Source organism: Candidatus Eisenbacteria bacterium, assembly GCA_016235265.1.
GTDB lineage: Bacteria > Eisenbacteria > RBG-16-71-46 > RBG-16-71-46 > JACRLI01 > JACRLI01.
Window position 1 is genome coordinate 41,154 of record JACRLI010000024.1, and the last position, 20,359, is coordinate 61,512.

19 protein-coding genes are annotated in these 20,359 nt (G+C 70.9%); 5 read left to right on the forward strand and 14 right to left on the reverse strand.

Annotation, left to right across the window (positions count from 1 at the left end):
• The 9 genes from HZB25_13355 to HZB25_13395 form a co-directional block, all read right to left on the reverse strand.
• The gene (locus HZB25_13355; GenBank protein ID MBI5838220.1) at positions 1 to 1,032 is read right to left on the reverse strand and encodes a hypothetical protein; all 1,032 of its coding nucleotides are present in this window, start codon (positions 1,030 to 1,032) and stop codon (positions 1 to 3) included.
• Positions 1,022 to 1,741 carry a hypothetical protein gene (locus HZB25_13360; protein ID MBI5838221.1) on the reverse strand — a complete coding sequence of 240 codons (720 nt, stop codon included), beginning with the start codon at positions 1,739 to 1,741 and terminating at the stop codon, positions 1,022 to 1,024. Before HZB25_13360 ends, HZB25_13355 begins: the two co-directional genes overlap by 11 nt.
• Positions 1,742 to 2,000: 259 nt before the next feature.
• Entirely contained in the window at positions 2,001 to 2,966 is a 966-nt protein-coding gene (gene ilvC / locus HZB25_13365) for a ketol-acid reductoisomerase (protein ID MBI5838222.1), read from the reverse strand.
• A gap of 6 nt (positions 2,967 to 2,972) precedes the next feature.
• Positions 2,973 to 4,235, reverse strand: a complete 1,263-nt coding sequence (locus HZB25_13370; protein ID MBI5838223.1) for a tetratricopeptide repeat protein — start codon at positions 4,233 to 4,235, stop codon at positions 2,973 to 2,975.
• A 376-nt stretch (positions 4,236 to 4,611) separates the two neighbouring features.
• Positions 4,612 to 5,661, reverse strand: coding sequence for a PDZ domain-containing protein (locus tag HZB25_13375; GenBank protein ID MBI5838224.1), 1,050 nt, complete (start codon positions 5,659 to 5,661; stop codon positions 4,612 to 4,614).
• A 206-nt stretch (positions 5,662 to 5,867) separates the two neighbouring features.
• Positions 5,868 to 7,934, reverse strand: a complete 2,067-nt coding sequence (gene priA, locus HZB25_13380) for a primosomal protein N' (GenBank protein ID MBI5838225.1) — start codon at positions 7,932 to 7,934, stop codon at positions 5,868 to 5,870.
• Between the two features lie 86 nt (positions 7,935 to 8,020).
• Positions 8,021 to 8,422, reverse strand: a complete 402-nt coding sequence (locus HZB25_13385) for a response regulator (GenBank protein ID MBI5838226.1) — start codon at positions 8,420 to 8,422, stop codon at positions 8,021 to 8,023.
• A gap of 21 nt (positions 8,423 to 8,443) precedes the next feature.
• Entirely contained in the window at positions 8,444 to 9,865 is a 1,422-nt protein-coding gene (locus tag HZB25_13390; GenBank protein MBI5838227.1) for a HAMP domain-containing histidine kinase, read from the reverse strand.
• A 3-nt stretch (positions 9,866 to 9,868) separates the two neighbouring features.
• Positions 9,869 to 10,837, reverse strand: coding sequence for a response regulator (locus tag HZB25_13395; protein MBI5838228.1), 969 nt, complete (start codon positions 10,835 to 10,837; stop codon positions 9,869 to 9,871).
• Between the two features lie 472 nt (positions 10,838 to 11,309).
• On the opposite strand from HZB25_13395, the gene HZB25_13400 reads away from it, so the two are divergent.
• Genes HZB25_13400 through HZB25_13410 form a run of 3 tightly spaced genes read left to right on the forward strand, consistent with a single transcriptional unit; the run spans position 11,310 to position 13,632 of the window.
• Complete coding sequence (locus tag HZB25_13400; protein ID MBI5838229.1) at positions 11,310 to 12,497, forward strand: hypothetical protein; 1,188 nt, start codon at positions 11,310 to 11,312, stop codon at positions 12,495 to 12,497.
• A gap of 21 nt (positions 12,498 to 12,518) precedes the next feature.
• Positions 12,519 to 12,971: a hypothetical protein gene (locus tag HZB25_13405; protein MBI5838230.1), complete on the forward strand. Its 453-nt coding sequence runs from the start codon at positions 12,519 to 12,521 to the stop codon at positions 12,969 to 12,971.
• Between the two features lie 19 nt (positions 12,972 to 12,990).
• Complete coding sequence (locus HZB25_13410) at positions 12,991 to 13,632, forward strand: cytochrome c (protein ID MBI5838231.1); 642 nt, start codon at positions 12,991 to 12,993, stop codon at positions 13,630 to 13,632.
• Between the two features lie 61 nt (positions 13,633 to 13,693).
• Here HZB25_13410 and tsaD read toward each other — a convergent pair whose 3' ends face one another.
• Together tsaD and HZB25_13420 are read right to left on the reverse strand one after the other, a co-directional pair.
• Positions 13,694 to 14,722 (reverse strand): tRNA (adenosine(37)-N6)-threonylcarbamoyltransferase complex transferase subunit TsaD, encoded by a 1,029-nt coding sequence (gene tsaD / locus HZB25_13415; protein MBI5838232.1) that lies wholly within the window; start codon positions 14,720 to 14,722, stop codon positions 13,694 to 13,696.
• A gap of 10 nt (positions 14,723 to 14,732) precedes the next feature.
• Positions 14,733 to 16,034, reverse strand: coding sequence for a SpoIIE family protein phosphatase (locus HZB25_13420; protein ID MBI5838233.1), 1,302 nt, complete (start codon positions 16,032 to 16,034; stop codon positions 14,733 to 14,735).
• A gap of 307 nt (positions 16,035 to 16,341) precedes the next feature.
• Between HZB25_13420 and HZB25_13425 the strand changes: the two genes are divergently transcribed.
• Complete coding sequence (locus tag HZB25_13425; protein ID MBI5838234.1) at positions 16,342 to 16,932, forward strand: DUF11 domain-containing protein; 591 nt, start codon at positions 16,342 to 16,344, stop codon at positions 16,930 to 16,932.
• A gap of 60 nt (positions 16,933 to 16,992) precedes the next feature.
• On the forward strand, positions 16,993 to 17,265 hold the full coding sequence (locus HZB25_13430) for a hypothetical protein (protein ID MBI5838235.1): 273 nt from the start codon (positions 16,993 to 16,995) through the stop codon (positions 17,263 to 17,265).
• A 270-nt stretch (positions 17,266 to 17,535) separates the two neighbouring features.
• Here the strand turns inward: HZB25_13430 and HZB25_13435 are convergent, their stop codons facing one another.
• The 3 genes from HZB25_13435 to atpG form a co-directional block, all read right to left on the reverse strand.
• Positions 17,536 to 17,946: a F0F1 ATP synthase subunit epsilon gene (locus tag HZB25_13435; protein MBI5838236.1), complete on the reverse strand. Its 411-nt coding sequence runs from the start codon at positions 17,944 to 17,946 to the stop codon at positions 17,536 to 17,538.
• A gap of 9 nt (positions 17,947 to 17,955) precedes the next feature.
• Positions 17,956 to 19,356, reverse strand: coding sequence for a F0F1 ATP synthase subunit beta (atpD, locus tag HZB25_13440; protein ID MBI5838237.1), 1,401 nt, complete (start codon positions 19,354 to 19,356; stop codon positions 17,956 to 17,958).
• A gap of 132 nt (positions 19,357 to 19,488) precedes the next feature.
• Positions 19,489 to 20,355, reverse strand: coding sequence for an ATP synthase F1 subunit gamma (atpG, locus tag HZB25_13445; GenBank protein MBI5838238.1), 867 nt, complete (start codon positions 20,353 to 20,355; stop codon positions 19,489 to 19,491).
• Positions 20,356 to 20,359: the final 4 nt, after the last annotated feature.

Consider the following 20,359-nt stretch of genomic DNA (forward strand, 5'->3'; position numbering starts at 1 on the left):
TCAGTTCTTGATCACCAGGCTGCCCATCAGCACCACGCCGGTGATGAGCAGGCGCCGGGAAGGCCCGGGGGGCGGGCGCCGCGAGTGGTCCTCCACGGTGCCCATGATGGTGGTGCCCTGGAACTCCACCGCCCAGTCATCGGGCACGAACAGGTTCACCCCGCCCATGACCAGGTTGGTTTCCAGGTAGGCCCTGCTGTCGGCCATGCGCGCGGAGCGCATGTCAATGTCCGCTCCGCCCATGCCGGCGAGCACCACGCCACGACGGAAGTCCTGCATGCTCACCTTGCGGGAGACACTCGAGAGCAGGGCGTCCACGGTGAAGTCGGCGTCCCCGTGCGCGCGGGCGCCCTGACCCAGACCGGAGTCCTGCGCATCCTGTCCGAATGCGGAACCTGGCCCCGGGCCGGATTCGCCCGCGGAACCGGGAACCGGGCCTTGTTCACCCGCGAAGCCCGGCATCGGTCCCGGCCCGCCCGAGGATCCCGGAATCGGTCCCGACCCACCCGAGGATTCCGGCATCGAACCGGCTTCGCCCTGCGGCGGCGGCCCGGAAGTCGGGCCCGTCGCGCCCGTAGTGTGCGTGCCCGAGGGCTCGCCCCACAGGCCCCCGATGATCACGCGGCCTGCCCCCCGCACGTCACCTCGCTCGCTCCAGCTGCGGCGCTCCCAGCGGCCGTTGCGGTGCACCCAGAACCCCCAGCGCGCGGAGCGGCCCCGCATCAGCGCGATCCCCCACCAGATGAGCAGCAGCGGCGTGAGCGCCCAGATGCTGCCGTGCACCACGCCCGCCTCCCGGAGCAGCATCCAGAAACCGATGGCGGCGCATACCACGCCGACGAACGCGGACGGCCGGCACAGCACCCCGGTGAGCCGCGCCACCCCGTAGATCAGCAGCAGCGCGGGCCACCACCGCAACACGCTGCCGGCCGTGGCCAGCCCCAGGTTGTCCAGGGTGAAGAGCACGCCGAGCGTGATGACGAGCACGCCGAGGATCACCCGTCCCGTGACGCGATCGGTGTCAACCGTCATGCCGAACCTCGTTTCGCGGATTCGTGGCCCTGCCCACAGCGATCGCCAGCATCATGCCAGCCAGCACCAGCAGCGGCAAGGCCGGCCACAGGTGCACCACGACGGCGATCGCCGCGTGCCCCAGCGCCACGAGGCAGCCCAGCGGGTGCGCGGCCGCGGCGTGCAGGTGCAGCCGGGGAAGCACGGCCAGAACCGCGAACCAGGCGAAGGTGGTGCCCAGCACCGCGGCCAGGGCGAACCACGCGGCGTGCCCGGGGGAATTGGAAGCGCGGTGCGCGCGGTGGTGGGACGGCGGCGGCACGGGGGCCGCGTGCGGGTGTGCCGTCGCGGGTCCTGCCCCGGCGTGCGCGGCCCGGTCCGCCTCCTGCGCGCTCTCTTGCGCGTGCCGGCGCCGCGGCGCCGCCTCGCGCTCCTCGAATGCGCCCACCACGATGCCCGCGCCCACCGCCACGATGAGCAGCGGCCAGGACTGCTCGAACGACATGCCCCGCCAGCCTTCGTTGCACCCGAAGCACACCGCCCCCAGCAGCAGGAAGGTCACGGCCGAACCCAGCTTCTGCTCCGCCAGGTACGCCACGCCGAACAGAACCGGGATTGCCGGCCACAGGGTCTCCACGGACACCTCCACGGCGCCGAGCCGTGCCAGCAGGAGCGTGGCGCCCAGGAGAACCAGCGCCAGCCCCCACACGATGGATCGGGTGTCGCGCACTTCGAGCCTCCTCTCTCTCCGTTTCGGGGCCGCGGGACCGTCTCACGACCTCCACGGAGGAGACTACGGCCCGCGGCACGCGGAATCTCACGGATTTCGGCGAACGGAGGAGTTTCGTCGGTGAACGGTGCGGGCGGGGGACCCCGCGGCGGCAGACTTGGGATGAGGCGGCGGAACCAGGATGAAGCGGCGGAACCAGAATGAAGCGGCGGAACCAGAATGAAGCGGCGGACCGGGGATGAGGCGCCGGCGGCGCGGGCTACAGCCCCAGCTTCTCCCGGGTGGCCGCCATGTCCCGGTGGCGGGCTGCGGCACGGAGGGTCTTCATGCGCGCGGGCCCGTCGGCGGCCACGGCGTCGCGGTGGCGCGAGAAGCGGCCGTCGCGGATTTCGTCCAGGAGCGCGGCGAACACCGGGCGCAACGCGGCGGCGATGCGCGGGGAGCGCGTGAGGTCGCCGAAGAGCGCCGTGGGGCTGATGCGGTCACGCATGCCCTCCACGCCGCCATCGTGGATCAGTTGCGCGGTGAGATTCACCTGGTGCACGCACTCGAGGTAGGCCATCTCGGGCGGGTAGCCCGCGTCCAGCAGGGTGTCGAACGCGGTGCCCACCAGCGACGTGAGCCCGCCGCACAGCACCGCCTGCTCGCCGAACAGGTCCACCTCGGCCTCCTGGCGCGCGGTGCACTCGAGCACTCCCGCGCGGGCGCAGCCGATAGCGGCGGCGTAGGCCAGTCCCAGCGCGCGCAGCCCCGCGTCGGCGGGATCGGAGAGCGCCAGGAACGCGGTGACGCCCAGCCCCTCGGTGAAGCGCGACCGCACCAGCGAGCCAGGGCCGGCGGGGGCCACGCAGGCGGTCTTCGCTCCCGGAGGCAGGTCCAGCCCGGCGAAGACCAGGTTGTAGGCGTGGGCCAGCACGAACACACACCCGGGCGCCCACGCGCCCGCGAGGCCCCGGACCAGCTCCGGCATGGCCTCGTCGGGCACCAGCAGCGCGGCCAGGTGGGCGGCGCGCGCGCCCTCCTCCAGCCCGGTCACCGTCAGCCCCTCGCCACGCGCGGCGTCCGCGGACGCGCTGCCGTCGCGCAGCGCCACGCGCACGTCCACGCCGGAGTCCCTGAGGTTCAGCGACTGGGCGCGGCCCTGGTTGCCGTAGCCGAACACCGTCACGCGCAGTCCGCGCAACGGCTCCAGCGGCGCCTCGGAAACCCCGTAGCGCGGGATCATCGGCGCCTAGATCGGCGTGAAGAGGATCTTGAAGAACTCCTGGTCCTGCACGAATCCGTGGATCTCGCCCTTCTTCGGGTAGAACAGGCACAGGATCTTGTACTTGTCGATGCTGTGCGTGTACACCCGGTCCGGCGGGCCCAGCCGGGCCAGGATCCCGGCCGCCTGGCTCTTCGGGGCCGGCTTGAGTTCCGGCTTGAGGACCTGCTGGCCCTTCACCAGGACCGCGAAGGTGCTGAGAGCCCCGTTGGCGAGCGAGGAGTTTCCGCTCGCGGCCTCCGCCAGGCGCATGTAGCCGAACGGCTCGTAGGGCTCCGCGGCGACCAGGCCCTTGGCCATCGCGATGGCCGAGGTGGAGTCGTGACCCTGGGTCATCGAGGAGATGCAGTACCCGATGACCGTGGTGTCCTTGGGGTTGTTGGCCAGGTACTTCTGGTAATAGGTCACGGCCTTCAGGAACATCGAATCACGCTGCGCGCCTTTGGGTGTTCCGATGGCCTTGTTGGTGTAGCAGTCGCCGATGGTGACCAGCGAATTGGTGTCGCCCATGGCCACCAGTTGCTCGGCGGTGACCACCGCGGACTCCCAGTCCTGGGCGCGCATGTAGGTGACCACCGAGTTGGTGAGGCTGGCGAACAGGTTGTCCTTGGCGAGCTGGTAGTCGGGCTTGACCTCCAGCGCCTTGCGGTAGGCCTGCACCGCCTCCGCGTGCCGTCCCAGCTTGCCCAGCGCGTTGCCCCGCAGCGACCAGCACTTCTCGTCGTCCGCCTTGAGCAAGATCGCCTCGTCGGCCATCTCCAGGCACTGGCGGAACTTCTGGGTGGTCTGGGCCAGCACCGCCCGCACCTCGACCTTGCTGGTGTCCGGCTGCTTGCCCAGCGAGTCCTCCACCTCCAGGCCGTTCTGGAGCTGGACGGCCGCCGCATTGAAGCGCTTGATGTAGTAGTAGTCGCGCGTGGTGGTCAGCTCCTTGAGCTGGTCCGCGTCGTTCTGGGCCTTGGCGATCTCGAGGCCCTTCGCCAGCACCTGCCCGGCGCGCGCCAGGGAGTCGCTCTCCGCGAGGGCGATCCCGTACTGCCGGTAGACGTCCGGCTTCTCCGGGTCCTCCTCGAGCGCCTTCGGACCGTTCATCAGGGCCCGCGGCCAGTTCTTCTGGCCCACGTACAGCTTGAGGCTGGTATAGCCAACGCCGGCCAGGGCCAGCGAGTACACGACCATCAGGCCCACCAGCACCAGCGCCCAACGCAGGATCGATTTCATGGTCAGCACGTCCTCTCCCTCGGGAAATCCCCACCACCAGTACCGGCGGCACCTTGCGTCCCGCGGACACGGGACCCGGCCCCGCGCGGGGCGCCGCGGGCCGATCCTCCGTCGTGGGAACATCTTGGGCCTAAATTAGAAAGGCGGGGGCAGCGCGTCAAGGCCCACGTTGGGGAGGGTCCGGGCGGTGAACACGCACAGGCGGCCCGCTCCCCACCCCTGGGGAGGTTGACCGGGCCGCCTTGCGCGCACTCGGGAAGGCCCGTACCCGTCCGGACGGAGGTGCTGCAGAACCCGGACCGGCCTGCTTTCCCTGTGACCCCGGCGAGGCGGGCGCCCCGCCGGGGGTTTCCGAAGGCTCCGGCCCGGGGCCGGGGGCCTTCGGCTATTTCCGCTCCTTGTCCAGGAGGGAGCGGATCTGGGTGCGGAGCTCCTTCAGTTCCTCCCTCAGGTCCCTGAGCTCGGCCTGCAGGCGGTCGCGGTCGCCCTCGCCGAAGTTCCAGCGCATGCGGCCGAGATCCGGGATGCGGATGCGCGAGGCATTGCGACCGTGGCCGCCGGACAACTCCACCTTGAACTTCAGCGCGTCGCCCTTGCGCACGGCGTCCAACTGGACGGTCCTGGATCCCCGGATGGCGCGCAGCTCGCGGCGCAGATCGGACGCCGCTTCCAGCGGCTTGCCGTCGAACTTCACCAGCACATCGCCCGATTTGAGGCCCGACTTGCTGGCGGGGCTGTTCGGAAGCACCCGCGCCAGCAGCACGCCCTTTCCATCAGGCACACCGAAGGCATCGGCAAGTTCCCGTCCCAGGTTCTGCGGCTCCACTCCCAGGTACGCGCCACCGCCCACCAGGACGGTGAGCTCGCGCATGTCCGGGGCGTCGGGCGCCTCCGGCGCGTCGCCCTCGTCCGGGGCGTCGGGGATTTCGACGTGGATGTCGGGCACACGGATATTGATGTCTCCCCGATCCTCCTCGTCGCCCTCCTCGCCCGCGTCGGGCGTGCGGTACTCGGAGCGGTCGCCCGGGGTGGCGCTGATCGAGAGCGGCTTCCCGGCGCGCAGCAGGTCGATCTTCACGTTCTGTCCGGCCTTGCCGCGCAGTTGCTCGCGGATCTCGGCGTCGCTGGACACCCCGGCTCCGTCCACCTTGAGCAGCACGTCGCCGCGCTTGAGGCCCGCCTTCTCGGCGGCCCCGCCCTTGACGGTGCCGGTGATCATCAGGCCTTCGTCCTCGCCCAGCCCCAGTGCGGAGCGGGTGAGCGGCCCGGGGACCTCGATGTAGATCCCCAGCCAGCCCTGGCCTCCGGTGCGGGCGGCGTCGCCCTTCACGGACCTGGCCCGGGCTTCCGCGGCGGACGCGTCGGCCGCAAAGGCGGCCGAGAGCGCCGTGAGGGCCAGCAGCGCCGTGGACAGTACGGTGGCGATTCGCTTCATATGCAGTCCCTCCCAGGGATCGGGGGTTGGGATGGACTCCGCCCTGCTGGCCCAACGCGGCACACTTCGCTGGCGACGGGGTGGAGCTTCAAACTGGCTGCCCGGCCGGGGTGCGCCTGAGGCTCCCCGACCGGGCGTCCCGGGCGTGCCCGGCTTCCAATGCTTGGGACGCCGGGCCCGCGCGGGGCGTTGCCCGCACGGCTAACCTACAGTGTCTCCACCGGATCAATGTCCACCTCGAGGCGCACCGCCCGGCCGCGCGACGCGACACCGGGGGCCAGGTCCAGGGTCATGGCCCTCAGGGCGCGCAGGTCCGCGGACCGCAGCAGCAACTGGTAGCGATAGCGATTCCGGATTCTCGGGATGGCCGCGGGGGCCGGGCCCAGCCGCTCCACCGCCCCTGCGTGGGGATGCCGCGCGGCCCGGGCCGCCAGATCCCCGGCCGCCGCGCGCACCGCGGCCTCGTCCGGGCCGCCCAGGCGCAGGCTCACCATGCGCACCGCGGGCGGGTAGTGGAACTCGCGGCGCTCTTCCAGCTCGGCCGAGGCGAAGCCCACCGAGTCATGGCGCGCCGCCGCGGTGACCGCCGGGTGCTCCGGAAAGTACGTCTGCACCACCACCGTGCCGGGTTGGTCTCCGCGGCCGGCCCGGCCGGCCACCTGGGTGAGCAGCTGGAAGGTGCGCTCCGAGGCGCGGAAGTCGGGCAGGTACAGCCCCACGTCGGCGGACACCACGCCCACCAGCGTCACGCCGGGAAAATCGTGCCCCTTGGCCACCATCTGTGTGCCGAGCAGGATCGAGGCCCGCCGCTCCTCGAAGGCCTGCAGCAGGTCGCGATGGGAGGTGCGCCCGCGGGTGGTGTCGAGATCCATCCGCACCAGCGGCACGCCGGGAAAGAGCCGCTCCAGCTCCGTTTCCACGCGCTGCGTGCCGGCGCCCGCAAGCTTGAGGTCGGGTCCCGAGCACTTGGGGCACACTTCCGGCGCGGGCTCGCGGCGACCGCAGTAGTGGCAGCGCAGCCCGGGGGGCTGGCGGTGGAGCGTGAGGGACACGTCGCAGCGCGGGCAGCGCGCCACCTCGCCGCAGGAGCGGCACTGCAGCGTGGACGCGAAGCCCCGGCGGTTCAGGAACAGAATGATCTGCTCGTCGCGCCCGAGCTTCTCCCCCATCGCGTCGAGCAGCGCCTCCGAGAGCACCTGCGACCGGCGGCGCTGGGCCCGGTCGCGCATGTCCACCACGCGCACCTCGGGCATGGGCCGCCCGTCCACGCGCCGGGTGAGCCCCAGCGGGACGTAGCGGCCGCGCAGCGCGTTGGCGCGGCTCTCCAGGCTGGGCGTGGCCGAGCCCAGCAGCACCGTGGCGCCGCACGCCTGCGCGCGCTTCACCGCCACGTCTCGGGCGTGGTAGCGCAGCCCTTCCATCTGCTTGTAGGAGGGCTCGTGCTCCTCGTCCACCACCACCAGCCTGAGGCCCGGCAGCGGCGCGAACACCGCCGAGCGCACTCCCAGCACCACCGCGGTCTCCCCGCGGCGCGCGGCCAGCCACGCCTCGCGTCGCTCGCGCGGGGTGAGCCGGCTGTGGAACACGGTGGTGCGCCCGGGGAAGCGCGCCTCGAACCGCGCGTGCAGCTGCGGCGACAGCGCGATCTCCGGCACCAGCACCAGCACCTGCCCGCCCGCGCGCACCGCGGCCTCGGCGGCGCGCAGGTACACCTCGGTCTTGCCGCTGCCGGTGACGCCCTCCAGCAGGTGCGGCGCGAAGCCTCCGCGCGCCAGCGCCGCCTCGAGCGCGACGATGGCGGCGGCCTGCTCCGGGGTGGGAGTGGGCGCTGCGACCGGCCCGGGGGACACGACGCGCGGCGCGCCGGGGCTCGCCTCGTCCGGCCCGCCCGCGTCCGCCGATGCAAGTCCCGGAGGCCCGCCCGCGGGCCCGCCCGCATCGGTGCGCCTCGCGCGGCTCTTCTTCGCCACCCCCGACGGCACCGCGGCCATCAGCACCTCGCCCCACGGGGCCAGGTAGTACTCAGCGGACCAGCGCGTGAGTTCCAGGAGGTCGGGTGGCAGGGACAACTCTTCGGGGAGCACTTCGGTCACCGACTTGAGGCCGGGCTTCTCGGTCCCCTCGAAATCCACCAGGAAGCCCTCGCGCGCGGCGCGCCCGAAGGGCAGGCGCAGGCGCGAGCCGGGGCGCGCGCAGGCGGCGAATTCGTCGGGAAGGCGGTAGGTGAAGAGCCCCTCGACGGGCGAGAGCACGGCGGCGCGGATCAGCGGCATTGGGCCATTGTACACAAGAACGCCGCCCCGGGTTGCCCCGGGGCGGCGCGGACGGCGGCGTGCGACCGACGGCTGGCGGAGCCGGCCTACACCGCTTCCTGCTTGGGGAGATCGCCCTGCTGGTGCAGGATCGCGTTGATGCGCTCCACCAGCTTGCGCGGGCTGAACGGCTTGGTGATGTAGTCGTCCGCGCCCACCTCGAAGCCCATCTTCTGGTCCACGTTGCGGCCCTTGGCGGAGAGCAGGATCACCGGGATGTTGCGCGTGGAGTCGTCGGACTTGAGACGCTTGCACGTCTCGTAGCCGTCCATGCGCGGCATCATGATGTCGAGCACCACGAGGTCGGGCTTGTGCTCCGCTGCCTTGGCGAGAGCCTCCTCGCCGTTGAGGGCGGTCACCACCTCGTAGCCCTCCATGCCGAGGCTGAAGTCCAGGATATGAACGATGTACACCTCATCGTCCACAACCAGGATCTTACCCTTCTTCATGTGCTCACCTCCTGGGGGTCCTCACGCCGCACGCAACTCGCTTGTGGAGTCCCGGCGACCGACCGGTATGGCCAGGCTGACTGCGCGGCTGTCCGTGTCCGGCGTGCTCTCCATGAGCGTCCCGCCCAGCGCCTGGGCCATGGCCTGCGCCACGATCCAGCCGGGGAGGCGGTCCTCCCGGGGTCCGGGCTCCGGGAGCCCGGCGCCGGAAGCGCGCCAGTGGATATGTACCTGCTCCTGGTCGAGCCACGCGGTGACCGCGATTTCGTGGCCACGCTCGCAGCCGGCCAGGAGTTCGTTGGAAACAAGGACCAGTAGTCTCTTCAGCATGCCGGGCGGGTGGTTCAGGCAGATGCCACCCTGCAGCGGCGGCCCACTGAGCACTACACCCCGATTTTCGGCGCGGTGGGAAAGGAACTGAAGCGAGTCCGCATATAATCCCGTGAATTCCGCCGGCGGGTGGGTGATGTTCCGGTCGAACCCGGCGAGCTCCGCCAGGTCCCGTACCATGAGCGCTTCCTCGCACATATCCTGCGCCTGGGAAACGATTACCGCGGCCAGGCGCCGCTCCTCCTCGCGGGGCATGTCGCCCCCGAAGTCGGCGATGCTCTGGGCATAGCCCTCGACGTGGCCCAGGCCGGTGCGCAGCCGCTCGGCGACCTTGCCCAGGGCCGTGCGCAGCGCGTCAATCGCGGCGGCGTGGAGCTGGACCAGGCGCATCTGGTCATCCAGCTCGTGGAGCTCCTGGGTCTCGGCGATCTGCCGGCCGAGAATCGCCCGCACCATGGCCGCGGCCGCATCGTAAATCGGCAGTTCCTCGGCCAGCGGAAGCCGGCAGGGGTCGGGCTGGCCCAGGGAGAGGTACACGCTCACGCGGCCGTCGGGGCCCTCGAAGGGCAGGAACCAGGCGTCCTGGGGGCCCAGGGCGGCCCCGGGCTGGGCCAGGGGAGCGTCCTTGGCCGGGCGGGCCCGCAGCACGAAGCCGCAGCCGAAGGCGTTGCGCGGGTCCATCCACTCCTTGAGCACCGGCTCCGGCACGCGGCTGTCGCGCAGTCGCGCCAGGGCCTCGGGGCCCACGCCCACGGCGTGGCGCAGGACGAAGCTGTGCAGGTCGCCGTCGCGCACCCTCACCGAGACGGCGCGGAAGTGCCCGGCGGAGGCGAACAGCTCCGCCACCCGCGCCCACGACTCGTCGGTCTCGGCGCCCACCAGCGTGGTGGCCGAGGAGTACAGGCCGCGCCACCGGGCCGCCACGGCGGCGGAGGCCGCGCTGGCCGAGTCGCACTCGCGCTTGAGCGCCTGGGTGTCGCGCTCGAACTGGGCGCGCTGCGCGTCGGCGCGGGTCTGCTCCGCACCGTGGGCCTCGCCCAGGGCGCGCAGCTTGAGCTGGGTGGCGGTGAGCGCCAGCAGCAGCAGGAATGCAAGGACGGCGAGCACGATCATGGGTTACCCCGCCAGGCGGGCGGCCAGTTCCTCGGCGCGCCGGCGTTCGGTCACCAGCACGCTGCGCATCTTGGACTTCCCGAACAGCTTCAACTCGGCGGCGCGGTCGGAGAGCTCCGCGAAGTGGTGGATCGGCGCCTGGGCGGTGTCAATGCCCGCGACCGTCACCGTGAGCGGGGGGAACTTCTCGATGTCCCCGCGGCGGTTGGGCACCTCGATGTAGCCGCGGGCCCGGTCCTCGGGGTCGTACAGGCCCGGCACGCGGGCCTCGAACTCGCGAATCACGGCCTCGCCCACGCGCTCCAGGTCCTCCGGCGGGGTGATCACCACGAAGTCGTCCCCGCCCACGTGGCCCAGGAAGTCGGAGCCGCGGCCGCAGGATTCCAGCGCGGCGCCGATGGCCTCGGCCATCTCGCGGATGGCGTTGTCGCCGCGGACGTACCCGTAGCAGTCGTTGAGCGCCTTGAACTGGTCGGCGTCAATGTACAGGAACCCGAACGCCTCGCCGCCCTCCAGCCGGCTCGTGACCTCGCGCTCGATGGAGGCGTTGCCCGGCAGCCCGGTGAGCGGGTTGATGTCGCGCACGTCGTGCGTCCAGTTCATCAGCACCTTCACGCGCTGGAGCAGTTCGGCGGAGCTGTAGGGCTTGCTGATGAAGTCGTTGGCGCCGGCGTCCAGGCCGTCGAGGCGGTCCTGCGTGCGGTTGAGTGCGGTGAGCAGGATGACCGGGATGTAGCGCGTGCGGCGCGAGGCGCGCAGCTGGCGCAGCACCTCGTGTCCGTCCATTCCGGGCATCATCTTGTCCAGCAGGACCAGGTCCGGCAGGTGCTTGCGCGCCTCCTCCAGGCCCGACGCGCCGTCCTGGGCGCCCACGACTTCGTAGCCTTCCTTCTGAAGGTTGAGCCTCAGGAGGTTGCGCAGGGTGTCATCGTCCTCGACGACCAGAATGCGGTTCTTGCGATGTTCAGGCAACCTGTCCCTCCACCCGGCTCCGGGGGAAAACAACGCGGGGCGGCCGTGGGTGCGGCGGGAAAGCCGCACGGCGCGTGCTTGGGTGTATCACAGGGAATATCGGGCGAACGGGGCGCCACCTTTACCGCCCGGAGACGGACGGGGGGCGGCCGGATGCCAAGGTCCTGCGGCGCCACATCCCGGATTGAGCGGCCGGGCGCGAAAATGTGCCCCGCGGCGGGCTCACCCCGGACACCCGCGCGGCCCCGTCCGCATCGAAGGAGGTACCCCCTTCGGGCACCCGTTGCCCGCGGGCCGCGCCGGACGGCCAGACCCCGCCTTCCCCGGCGGTGGCCGGTGAAGTACTGTCCCAGGGTACTCGCACTTCCGGATCCAGCTGGAATCCACGGGCCGCAAGACCGGTTCACTGCATGCCGCGACCGCTCCCGCGCCCCCCGGGCCGCGGAGGAGCGCCCCGCACAGGGAGGCCTCCATGAGACGTATGGCACTGCTCCTCGCGATCATCGGCGGATTCGCCGTCTTCGCGCTGCGCACCGGGTTCGCCCTGCCGGTCTACGCGACCCGCGAAGGGTACCCGTGCATGCAGTGCCACGTGGACCCCAACGGCGGCGGCGTGCGCAACGACTTCGGTTTTCTCTACGGCAAGAACCGCCATCTCCTGAGCCCGCCCGATTCCGCCTACACCGAGCTCGCGTTCAGCAGCAAAGTGACCGACGGCTTCTGGTGGGGCACGGATTTCCGGCTGCTGTTCGCCAACGAGTACGGAGCGGAGCGCAAGGAATTCCTGGACCACTTCTTCGTGCCCATGCAGGGCACGCTGTACCTGCACGCGCAGCCCATCCCCCAGCTCGACCTGGTCTACAACCGCGACCTGAGAGAGAGCCGCGAGGCCTACGGGCTGCTCCGGGGCGTGCTCCCGGGCGGCGCGATGCTCAAGGTCGGGCAATTCCGCGTGCCCCTGGGGCTGCGGTTCGACGACCACACCAACTACACCAAGCGCATCGAGACGCTGGGCTACAACTACCAGGAGGTGGACCAGGGCCTGGAGGTGTCGCACGTGGGCTCGCGCACCTACTGGCAGGCGGCGCTGCAGAACGGCGGCTCGGCCAAGGCCGACCTGTGGACCGCGAAGGTGGGCTACTTCAAGTCCCCGGTGCACCTGGGGGTCTCGGGCCAGTACAACCCCGGCGGCACGAGTCCCAACGGGGATCCCGTGCGCCGGATCCGCGGGGCGCTCTTCGGCGGGGTCCGGCTGGGCGAATGGGTGTACGTGAGCGAGCTGCTGGTGGGCCAGAATCGCCCCGACGTGGGCCCGCGCGCCGACACCACCACCGGCGTGCTGGCCTACAGCGGCGAGATCAACCGGCGCGTCTCCCGGGCGGTGCTGGTGAGGCTGAAGTACGACTTCCTGGACCCCAACACGAAGTTCGACCACGCGATCTCGGACGCCGAGAAGGCCGACCCCGCGCTGTACGACCGGCGCGTTCGCGAGCTGCACGACCGCAAGGACGAGTTCCGCTCCGAGCGCTTCGGGATCGAGGCCGACTACCAGCCCTACCCCTTCGTGGAGTTCAAGGGTGCGTACCGTTTCCAGCGCTACCAGAGCCCGGACATCGAGAACATCCACCAGTTCCTGCTGCTCACCCATTTCTCGTTCTGACCGGCAGCCCTGGGAGGGACCGTGACATTGCGCAGGCCGATTGCCCGCATCCTCCTCGCCGCGGCGCTGGCGGCGCTCCCGCCGGCGGCCGGCTGCGCCCGCAAGGTGAGTCTTCCCAGCGCACCGGACCCGGTGCCCCCGGCTGCCGAGCGCACGCTCTCCGGCGACGTGCAGCCCATCTTCACCGCGCGCTGCGCCGTCCCGTCCTGCCACGCCGGGCCGGCGCCGGTGCTGGACGAGGACCTGTCCTCCCCCGCGCTGTCGTACTCCACCACCGTCAACGTGCCCTCGCGCGAGGTGCCATCGAAGATGCGCGTGGTGCCGGGCGACCCCGCCGCGAGCTACACGCTGAGCAAGGTGCGCGGTGACGCGGGGATCGTCGGTGGTCGCATGCCGCTCGGCGGACCCTATCTTTCGGCGGAGGAAGTCCAGGCCATCGAGGATTGGATCCGTGCCGGCGCGAAGAGGAACTAGCGTGGGCCCGGGAATGCGGGTGCGATGGCGACCCGGCGCCGCGCCGCGGGAGTGCGGCCCGGCGGCCCGCGTGCGCGGGGGCCTGGCGCCCTTGCTGTCCGTGGCGCTCGCCGCGGCAATGATGACGCAGGCCGGCACCGCCCGCGCTCTCGACGCGGCGGCCGTGGGCCGGAAGCTCTTCACCGAGAAGACGTGCGCCACCTGTCACAACGTCGGCGCGCCCTCGGCCGGTCTGGGGCCCGAGCTCACCCAGGTAACCTGGCACCGTGACAGCACCTGGCTGGTGGCGTGGCTCACCGATCCGCCGAAGATCAAGAAGGACACGCCCATGCCCAGGCTGGACTGGAAGTCCCCGGCGGAGATGCAAGCGGTGATCGCCTACCTGATGTCGTCGCGGGTCCCGATCCCGGCGGCGGACTCGGCGGACGGCCAGAAGCTGTTCGCGGGATTCAAGTGCGGAGCGTGCCACGCGCTCAACCGCAAGGGTGGCAAGCCGCAGTTCCCCGACCTGGGCCGGGTGGGCAGGCGGCGCGACGCGGCGTGGCTGGACCGCTGGCTGGCCGACCCGCAGGCGGTGCGCAAGGGGACCTTCGAGCCGCGCTTTCCGCTCAGCGCCACGCAGCGGCGCGCGCTGGTGACGTACCTCGAGGGGCTCAAGTAGCCCCGCGCGGCCGGCCAGCGCGCCGTCTCCAGGGGCGCAGACAGGCTCGCGTGGGCCGGCGCTACACCGTCTCGAAGAACTCCATCTCGTCCAGCGAAGGCGTGACCGGCGTGTCGTCGCCGCAGCGCTCCCCCGAGGCCAGCCGCTCCGCGCCCACCAGGGCGATCATCGCGCCGTTATCCCCGCACAGGGCGGGCGGGGGAAACGCCACCTCCAGTCCGCGCACGCTGGCCTCGCGCGCGAAGCGCTGCCGCAGGCCGGTGTTGAGCGACACGCCTCCGGTGACGGCCACTCGCTTCGTTCCCGCGGCGGCGGCCGCGGCCAGCGTCTTGTGCGCCAGGGCATCCACCACCGCGGCCTCGAAGCTCGCGGCCAGGTCGGCTCTCCCCTGCTCCGTGAGACCGGGGTTCTTCTCGAGGAAGACGCGCAGCGCGGTCTTCAGGCCGCTGAAGCTCATTTCGAAGCCGGGCTCGCGCAACAGCGCCCGCGGCAGGCTCACCGCCGCCGGGTCGCCACGCCGCGCCAGCCGGTCCACTTCGGGCCCGCCGGGATACGGCAGGTCCAGCAGTTGGGCGGCCTTGTCGAAGGCCTCCCCCGCGGCGTCGTCGCGCGTGGAGCCCATCAGGCGGTAGCGGCCGAAGCCGGTGACGTGCAGCAGCTCGGTGTGCCCGCCGGAGGCGACCAGGCACACGCACGGCGCCGACCACTGCGGGTCCGTGCCCCACACCGACCACACGTGGCCTTCCAGGTGATTGACCCCGATCCACTCCAGCCCCCGGGCCAGGGCCAGCGCGCGCACGGTGCTCACCCCCACGATCAGGCTGCCCACCAGGCCCGGGCCGCGCGTGACGGCGATGCCGTCGAGCCCGTCCCAGCCGGTGCCGGCCTGCGCCAGCGCGGCGTCGATCGCCGGAAGGAGCAGTTCGAGATGCGCGCGCGAGGCCAGCTCCGGCACCACGCCGCCGTACTCCCAGTGCACCGGCTGCGCGGAGGTGACGTTGGCCAGCACGGCGCGCCCGCGCGTCACGCCGGCGGCGGTGTCGTCACAGGAGGTCTCGATGCCCAGGACGGTGAGCGGGGCGCGGGTCACGGGAGGCTCCTCACAGCGCGCGCAGCACGACCACGGTCTGGTCGTCGGCCTGCGGGGCGCCGGCCGCGAAGCGCTGCACCGAGCGCAGCAGCTGCGAGACGATCTCGGAGGCGGGCAGGCCGGCCATGCGGCGCAGCGCGGACTCCACGGCCTCCTCGCCGAACATGCGGCCCTTGGCGTCCTCGGCCTCGGACACGCCGTCGGAGTAGAGCAGCAGGACGTCGCCGCTCTCCAGGCGCACGCTGCCTTCCTCGTACTTCCAGTCGGCCATCACCGCCAGCGGCAGGCCGCCGGTCTCGAGCCGCTCCATGGCGCCGCCGGCCCGCAACAGCACCGGAAAGTTGTGCCCGGCGTTGCAGTAGCGCAGCGTGCTCGTGGCGCGGTCCAGCTCCGCGTAGAAGAAGGTGGCGAAGCGGCCCGTGGCGGCGGTCTCGGAGAGCATCCGGTTCACGCGCGTGACGCAGTCGGCCACGCTCTCCGAGGCCGCCGAGAGGCAGCGGAGCGTGGCGTGCAGGCTGGCCATGAGCAGCGCGGCGGAAACTCCTTTCCCGGAGACGTCTGCGATGGCCAGCGCCACGCGCCCGCCACCCAGGTCCAGGAACTCAAAGCTGTCCCCGCCCACCTCGCGCGCAGGGATGTTCCTGCCCGCAACCTCGTAGCCCTCCCAGTGCGGGGCGGAGCGCGGGAGCAGTTCCTGCTGCACCGCGCTGGCCAGCTGCAGGTCGCGCTTGAGCGCCTCCTGCAGCCGCTCCTGCTCGGTGTGCTGCACGTTCTCGATGATCTGCGCGGCCTGCGCCCCCAGGATCGCGGCCAGCCGCTCCTCGGAGCGCCCGAAGGGCCCGCTGCGGCGGTTGAACAGGGCCAGCACGCCGATGAGGCGGTCCTGGCTGCGCAGCGGAGCCGCCAGCACCGATCGGATACCCAGGCTCTGCCCGGCCAGGCCGGGGAAGCGCGGATCGGTGCCCAGGTTCTCCACGCGCAGCGTCGCCTGGTTCTTGCTCACCCAGCCGGCCAGGCTCACCCGCAGCGGCAGCGGGAAGGCCCCGTAGCCGTCGGCCCTGCGCACCAGGGTCTGCAGCGGGTCGGCCTCGTCCTGGCGCATCAGCCAGATGGCGCCCTGCTCGGCGTCCATCTCGGCGATGGTCATCTGGACGAGGCGGGCCAGGACCGAATTCAAGTCCTCGGCGGTGCCCAGGGCCAGGGCCACGTCGTTGAGGACGGTGAGGTGGCGGACGTTCTCCCGGAGCTCCTCCAGCTCGCGCTGGAGGGAGGTGAGGCGGATCGCGGCGTCGGGGTCGGGCATGCGGGTCATGATGGAATACAGAGTAGCGGGTGGTGCGGCAGGGGGCAAACCGGGCCCCGGGAGCGCGGATGGGGCCGGGAGGGCCCCGGGCCTTCCGCATCCGGGGCCCGGCGCACGGCGATGGGTCGTGGAGCACAGGATGAATCTGCTACTTGACTCGCATCAGCGGGAGTGCTCGTAATGATCATGGAGTGTGGCCACCTCGGCGGCAATCGCGCCCTGCTACGGAAGCAGCCTGCAAGCACTCCGAGCTCGGATGTGTATGCGGACGTCTCCCGGGGATGGGAGGTTGCCGCTATCGCGCAGGAGGTGGAGCTTGCGAAACCCCGCCGGTGCCGCGGTTCGGACGGCGCTCTCCATGGTCGTGCTGTTTGCGTTGCTGTCATGCTCCAAGAGCGCCCCGAACCAGCCTGGAGTCTTGAGCCTTCGATTGGCGCAGGTCGCCCGTTCCGACGCCCGCGCCGGCGACCCTGTGAAGTGTGGGCTTCACTGGTCCGTGGGCGGCAACGCCGCCGCGACGAATGCGGTCATCACCGATACGATTCCAGACGGCGCCACGGTGGCGGCGGTGGATCAGGGCGCCACGACATCCGGGCGTACGGTCACGTGGCGGCTCGGCACGCGCCAGCCCGGCGAAAGTGGAACGATCCGGTTGACCCTGCTCCTGACGGCGCCCACAGCAGATAGCGCCGTTATTGCCACTTCCGCCGCGTTCCACGCCACCGCAGCCACCCCGGCGGTTGCCACGGCCCGCATTACGGTCTTCCGCCCACGGCAGGTGATTCCGCCGGACACAAACCTGAAATTCGAGGCCGTCCCGTACACGGGGATATTCCAGGCGCACATGCGGGGAACACTCGTCATCCGCGGCCCCGCCTCATGGAAGGAGTTCACAGACCAGGCGTGACACGTTTGGGACCGCCAGAGAAGCCCGGCGCCCCCGCCTGAAGTGGATTTCAACCGGAAGATGGTCCCGGCAGTACTCTACGGGGACGGCTACTCCGGGTGCAGGGTGGGCGTGGAAGTGATTCGCGACATCCGTCGGTGCGGGGGCCGAATCGTGGTCCAGGTGGACACCCTGCCCAACCTCGGGATAGGGAAGATCAACTGCGCCATGATGGTCCAGCCGCTCCAGCTCGTCGAAGTGAGTCGGTCGAGTCTGCCTGTGGACTTCGTCGGGCATGTTCCCATCGCGGGGCAGAGACGAGCGCCCGAAGCGGCGGCCTCGGCGGACAGGTGAGGCGGAGCGGCGTGGCGGGCGCGGAAGGGTGAGAAAGTCGGCACTTCCGGATAGCGCGGACGAGAAATTAGAGAAAAGGCACTTGATTTCGAATCCATGCGATATTAGGTAATTGATACTCACGGTTCCCGGCAACACCGGATGATGGGGATGATTTTCTTGATGCAACAACGCGGGCGGCCCACCGAAGTGAGCCGTCCGCAACTGTTTGCCAGATGCGATGCGCTCCTTGCCGGCCCGGCGTCCGCCTGGACACTGGCAAGAAACGCCTCAATTCCCGTTGTTCTTGATCCGCACCCGGTTGATCGCCCGCGCCAGCGCCGCCTCCGCGCGGGCCTCGTCCACGTGCGCCTCGCGCGCCGCCAGGCGCTCGCGGGCGCGGCGCTCGGCCGCCTGCGCGCGGGCCAGGTCGATGTCCGTGATGTGCTCGCAGGAGTCGGCCAGCACCGTGGCGCGGTTGTCGGCCACCTGCAGGAAGCCGCCGCTCACCGCGTAGTCGTCGGTCTTGCCGTCGGCCAGCCGGATGGTCAGCCGCCCGGGCTGCAGGGCGGTGATCAGCGCCGCGTGGTGCGCCAGCACGCCGAGGTAGCCCTCGGAGCCGGGGGCGGTGACCGAGATCACCTCCGCGTCGAACACCGAGGCCTCGGGGGTGAGGACCGTGAGCTGGAACAGTTCCGCCATGGCCGTCCCCTAGCGCATCTTCTCGGCGGCCTCGATGGCCTCTTCCACCGTGCCCACCATGTAGAAGGCCTGCTCCGGAAGGTCATCCAGCTCGCCCGAGACCAAGCGCTTGAACCCGCGGATGGTGTCCTCGCGCTTCACGTACTTGCCGGCACGGCCGGTGAAGGCCTCGGCCACGAAGAACGGCTGGGAGAGGAACCGCTGGATCTTGCGCGCGCGCGCCACCAGGATCTTGTCGTCCTCGGAAAGCTCGTCAATGCCCAGGATCGCGATGATGTCCTGCAGGTCCTTGTAGCGCTGCAGCACGCGCTGCACCTGGCGCGCCACGGCGTAGTGCTCGTCGCCCACCACGCGCGGGTCGAGGATTCGCGACGTGGACGACAGCGGGTCCACCGCCGGGTAGATGCCCAGCTCCACGATCCGACGGTCCAGCACGGTGGTGGCGTCCAGGTGCGAGAACGCGGTGGCCGGCGCCGGGTCGGTGAGGTCGTCGGCCGGCACGTAGATCGCCTGCACCGAGGTGATGGAGCCCTTGCGCGTGGAGGTGATGCGTTCCTGCAACTGGCCCATCTCGGTGCCCAGCGTGGGCTGGTAGCCCACCGCGGACGGCATGCGGCCCAGCAGCGCCGACACCTCGGAGCCCGCCTGGGTGAAGCGGAAGATGTTGTCGATGAACAGCAGCACGTCCCGGCCTTCCTCGTCACGGAAGTACTCGGCCTGGGTCACGCCGGTCAGCCCCACGCGCAGCCGCGCGCCGGGGGGCTCGTTCATCTGGCCGAAGATCATCACCGTCTTGGCGATCACGCCCGACTCGTTCATCTCGAGCCACAGGTCGTTGCCCTCGCGGGTGCGCTCGCCCACGCCGGCGAACACCGAGTACCCGCCGTGCTGCGTGGCGATGTTGTTGATCAGTTCCTGGATGATGACCGTCTTGCCCACGCCGGCGCCGCCGAACAGGCCGATCTTGCCGCCGCGCGCGTACGGCGCGATCAGGTCCACCACCTTGATGCCGGTCTCGAACACCGACGCGGAGGTCTCCTGGTCCTCGAACTTCGGCGAGGGGCGATGGATGGGGTACTGCTTGGTGGTGCCGCCCAGCGGGCCGCGCTCGTCGATGGTCTGGCCCAGCAGGTTGAACACCCGGCCCAGGCAGCCCGGGCCCACCGGCACCGAGATCGGGCCGCCGGTGTCCGTGGCCTTCATGCCGCGCTGCAGACCGTCGGTGGAGGCCAGCGCGATGCAGCGCACCATGTTGTCGCCGAGATGCAGCGCCGCCTCAACGGTCAGATTGATCCCCTTGTCCGCGTCCTCGATCTTGATCGCGTTGAGGATGGGCGGCAGCTTGTCGGCGTCGAAACGCACGTCGACGGTCGGGCCAATCACCTGGACTACGGATCCGAAGTTCGACATCGGGAACTGCTCCTGTCTGGTGCGTCCTGGTCGGGCCCGGTCGTGCCGGGCACGTAGATTCCTGGTCCTGGGCCGGCTCGCGCGGCCCCGCGGCGCGCTTCGCGCCCGCGTGCGCCGCCCCGCCGCTTCGCGTTACGCCAGCGCCTCGGCGCCGCCCACGATCTCGGAGATCTCCTTGGTGATGGCCGCCTGCCGCAGGCGGTTCCGCGTCAGCGTGAGCTGGTCGATCATATCGCCGGCATTGGTGTTCGCCGCGCCCATGGCCACCATCCGCGCGCTGTGCTCCGAGGCGTAGGCCTCGGCCAGCGCGATGAACAGCCGCGTGTTGGTGTAGCGGGGCAGCAGGAATTCGAAGATCTGGTCCACGCCCGGCTCCATGATGAAGTCGCGGGTCTTCGGGGCCAGGCCCGCCCCCTCCTTCACCGCGTCGCCCGAGATGGGCAGGAACGGCTCCACCACCACGTTCCGGCGCAGCGTCGAGATGAAGTGCGTGTACAGCAGGTCCACCGCGTCAACCTCGCCGGACAGGAACGCCGACATCGCCTGCCGCGCCACTTCGCGCGCGGTGGGGAAGTCCGCCAGCGCCGGGAGGTCGGTGAACTTCGCACGGATGTCCCGCTTGCGCCGCGCCATGTACTCCACCGACTTGCGCCCCACCAGGTAGAAGCTCACGGGCACCGACGACTCCTTCATGTAGTGATCGGCAGCGCGGAGCAGCGTGGAATTGTACGCGCCACACAGGCCGCGATCGGAGGAGATCACGATCAGCCCCCGGCGCTTCACCTCGCGCTTCTGGAACAACGGGTGCGACTGCGCCTCGGTGGCCGATGCGAAAGCACCCAGCACCTGGATCATGCCGCTGGCGTAGGGCCGCGCCTCCTGGGCGCGCGCCTGCGCCTTGCGCAGCTTCGCCGCGGCCACCATCTCCATGGCCTTGGTGATCTGCCGCGTGCTCTGGACGCTCTTGATGCGCCGCTTGATGTCGCGAAGGGTCGCCATGTGC

What these genes read in the sequence shown, in the direction of transcription:
- HZB25_13355 (MBI5838220.1), bottom strand. Translation starts at nt 1,032, where the DNA reads ATGACGGTTGACACCGATCGCGTCACGGGACGGGTGATCCTCGGCGTG.
- ilvC (MBI5838222.1), bottom strand. Translation starts at nt 2,966, where the DNA reads ATGATCCCGCGCTACGGGGTTTCCGAGGCGCCGCTGGAGCCGTTGCGC.
- HZB25_13375 (MBI5838224.1), bottom strand. Translation starts at nt 5,661, where the DNA reads ATGAAGCGAATCGCCACCGTACTGTCCACGGCGCTGCTGGCCCTCACG.
- priA (MBI5838225.1), bottom strand. Translation starts at nt 7,934, where the DNA reads ATGCCGCTGATCCGCGCCGCCGTGCTCTCGCCCGTCGAGGGGCTCTTC.
- HZB25_13385 (MBI5838226.1), bottom strand. Translation starts at nt 8,422, where the DNA reads ATGAAGAAGGGTAAGATCCTGGTTGTGGACGATGAGGTGTACATCGTT.
- HZB25_13390 (MBI5838227.1), bottom strand. Translation starts at nt 9,865, where the DNA reads ATGATCGTGCTCGCCGTCCTTGCATTCCTGCTGCTGCTGGCGCTCACC.
- HZB25_13400 (MBI5838229.1), top strand. Translation starts at nt 11,310, where the DNA reads ATGAGACGTATGGCACTGCTCCTCGCGATCATCGGCGGATTCGCCGTC.
- HZB25_13420 (MBI5838233.1), bottom strand. Translation starts at nt 16,034, where the DNA reads ATGACCCGCATGCCCGACCCCGACGCCGCGATCCGCCTCACCTCCCTC.
- HZB25_13430 (MBI5838235.1), top strand. Translation starts at nt 16,993, where the DNA reads ATGGTCCCGGCAGTACTCTACGGGGACGGCTACTCCGGGTGCAGGGTG.
- HZB25_13435 (MBI5838236.1), bottom strand. Translation starts at nt 17,946, where the DNA reads ATGGCGGAACTGTTCCAGCTCACGGTCCTCACCCCCGAGGCCTCGGTG.
- atpD (MBI5838237.1), bottom strand. Translation starts at nt 19,356, where the DNA reads ATGTCGAACTTCGGATCCGTAGTCCAGGTGATTGGCCCGACCGTCGAC.
- atpG (MBI5838238.1), bottom strand. Translation starts at nt 20,355, where the DNA reads ATGGCGACCCTTCGCGACATCAAGCGGCGCATCAAGAGCGTCCAGAGC.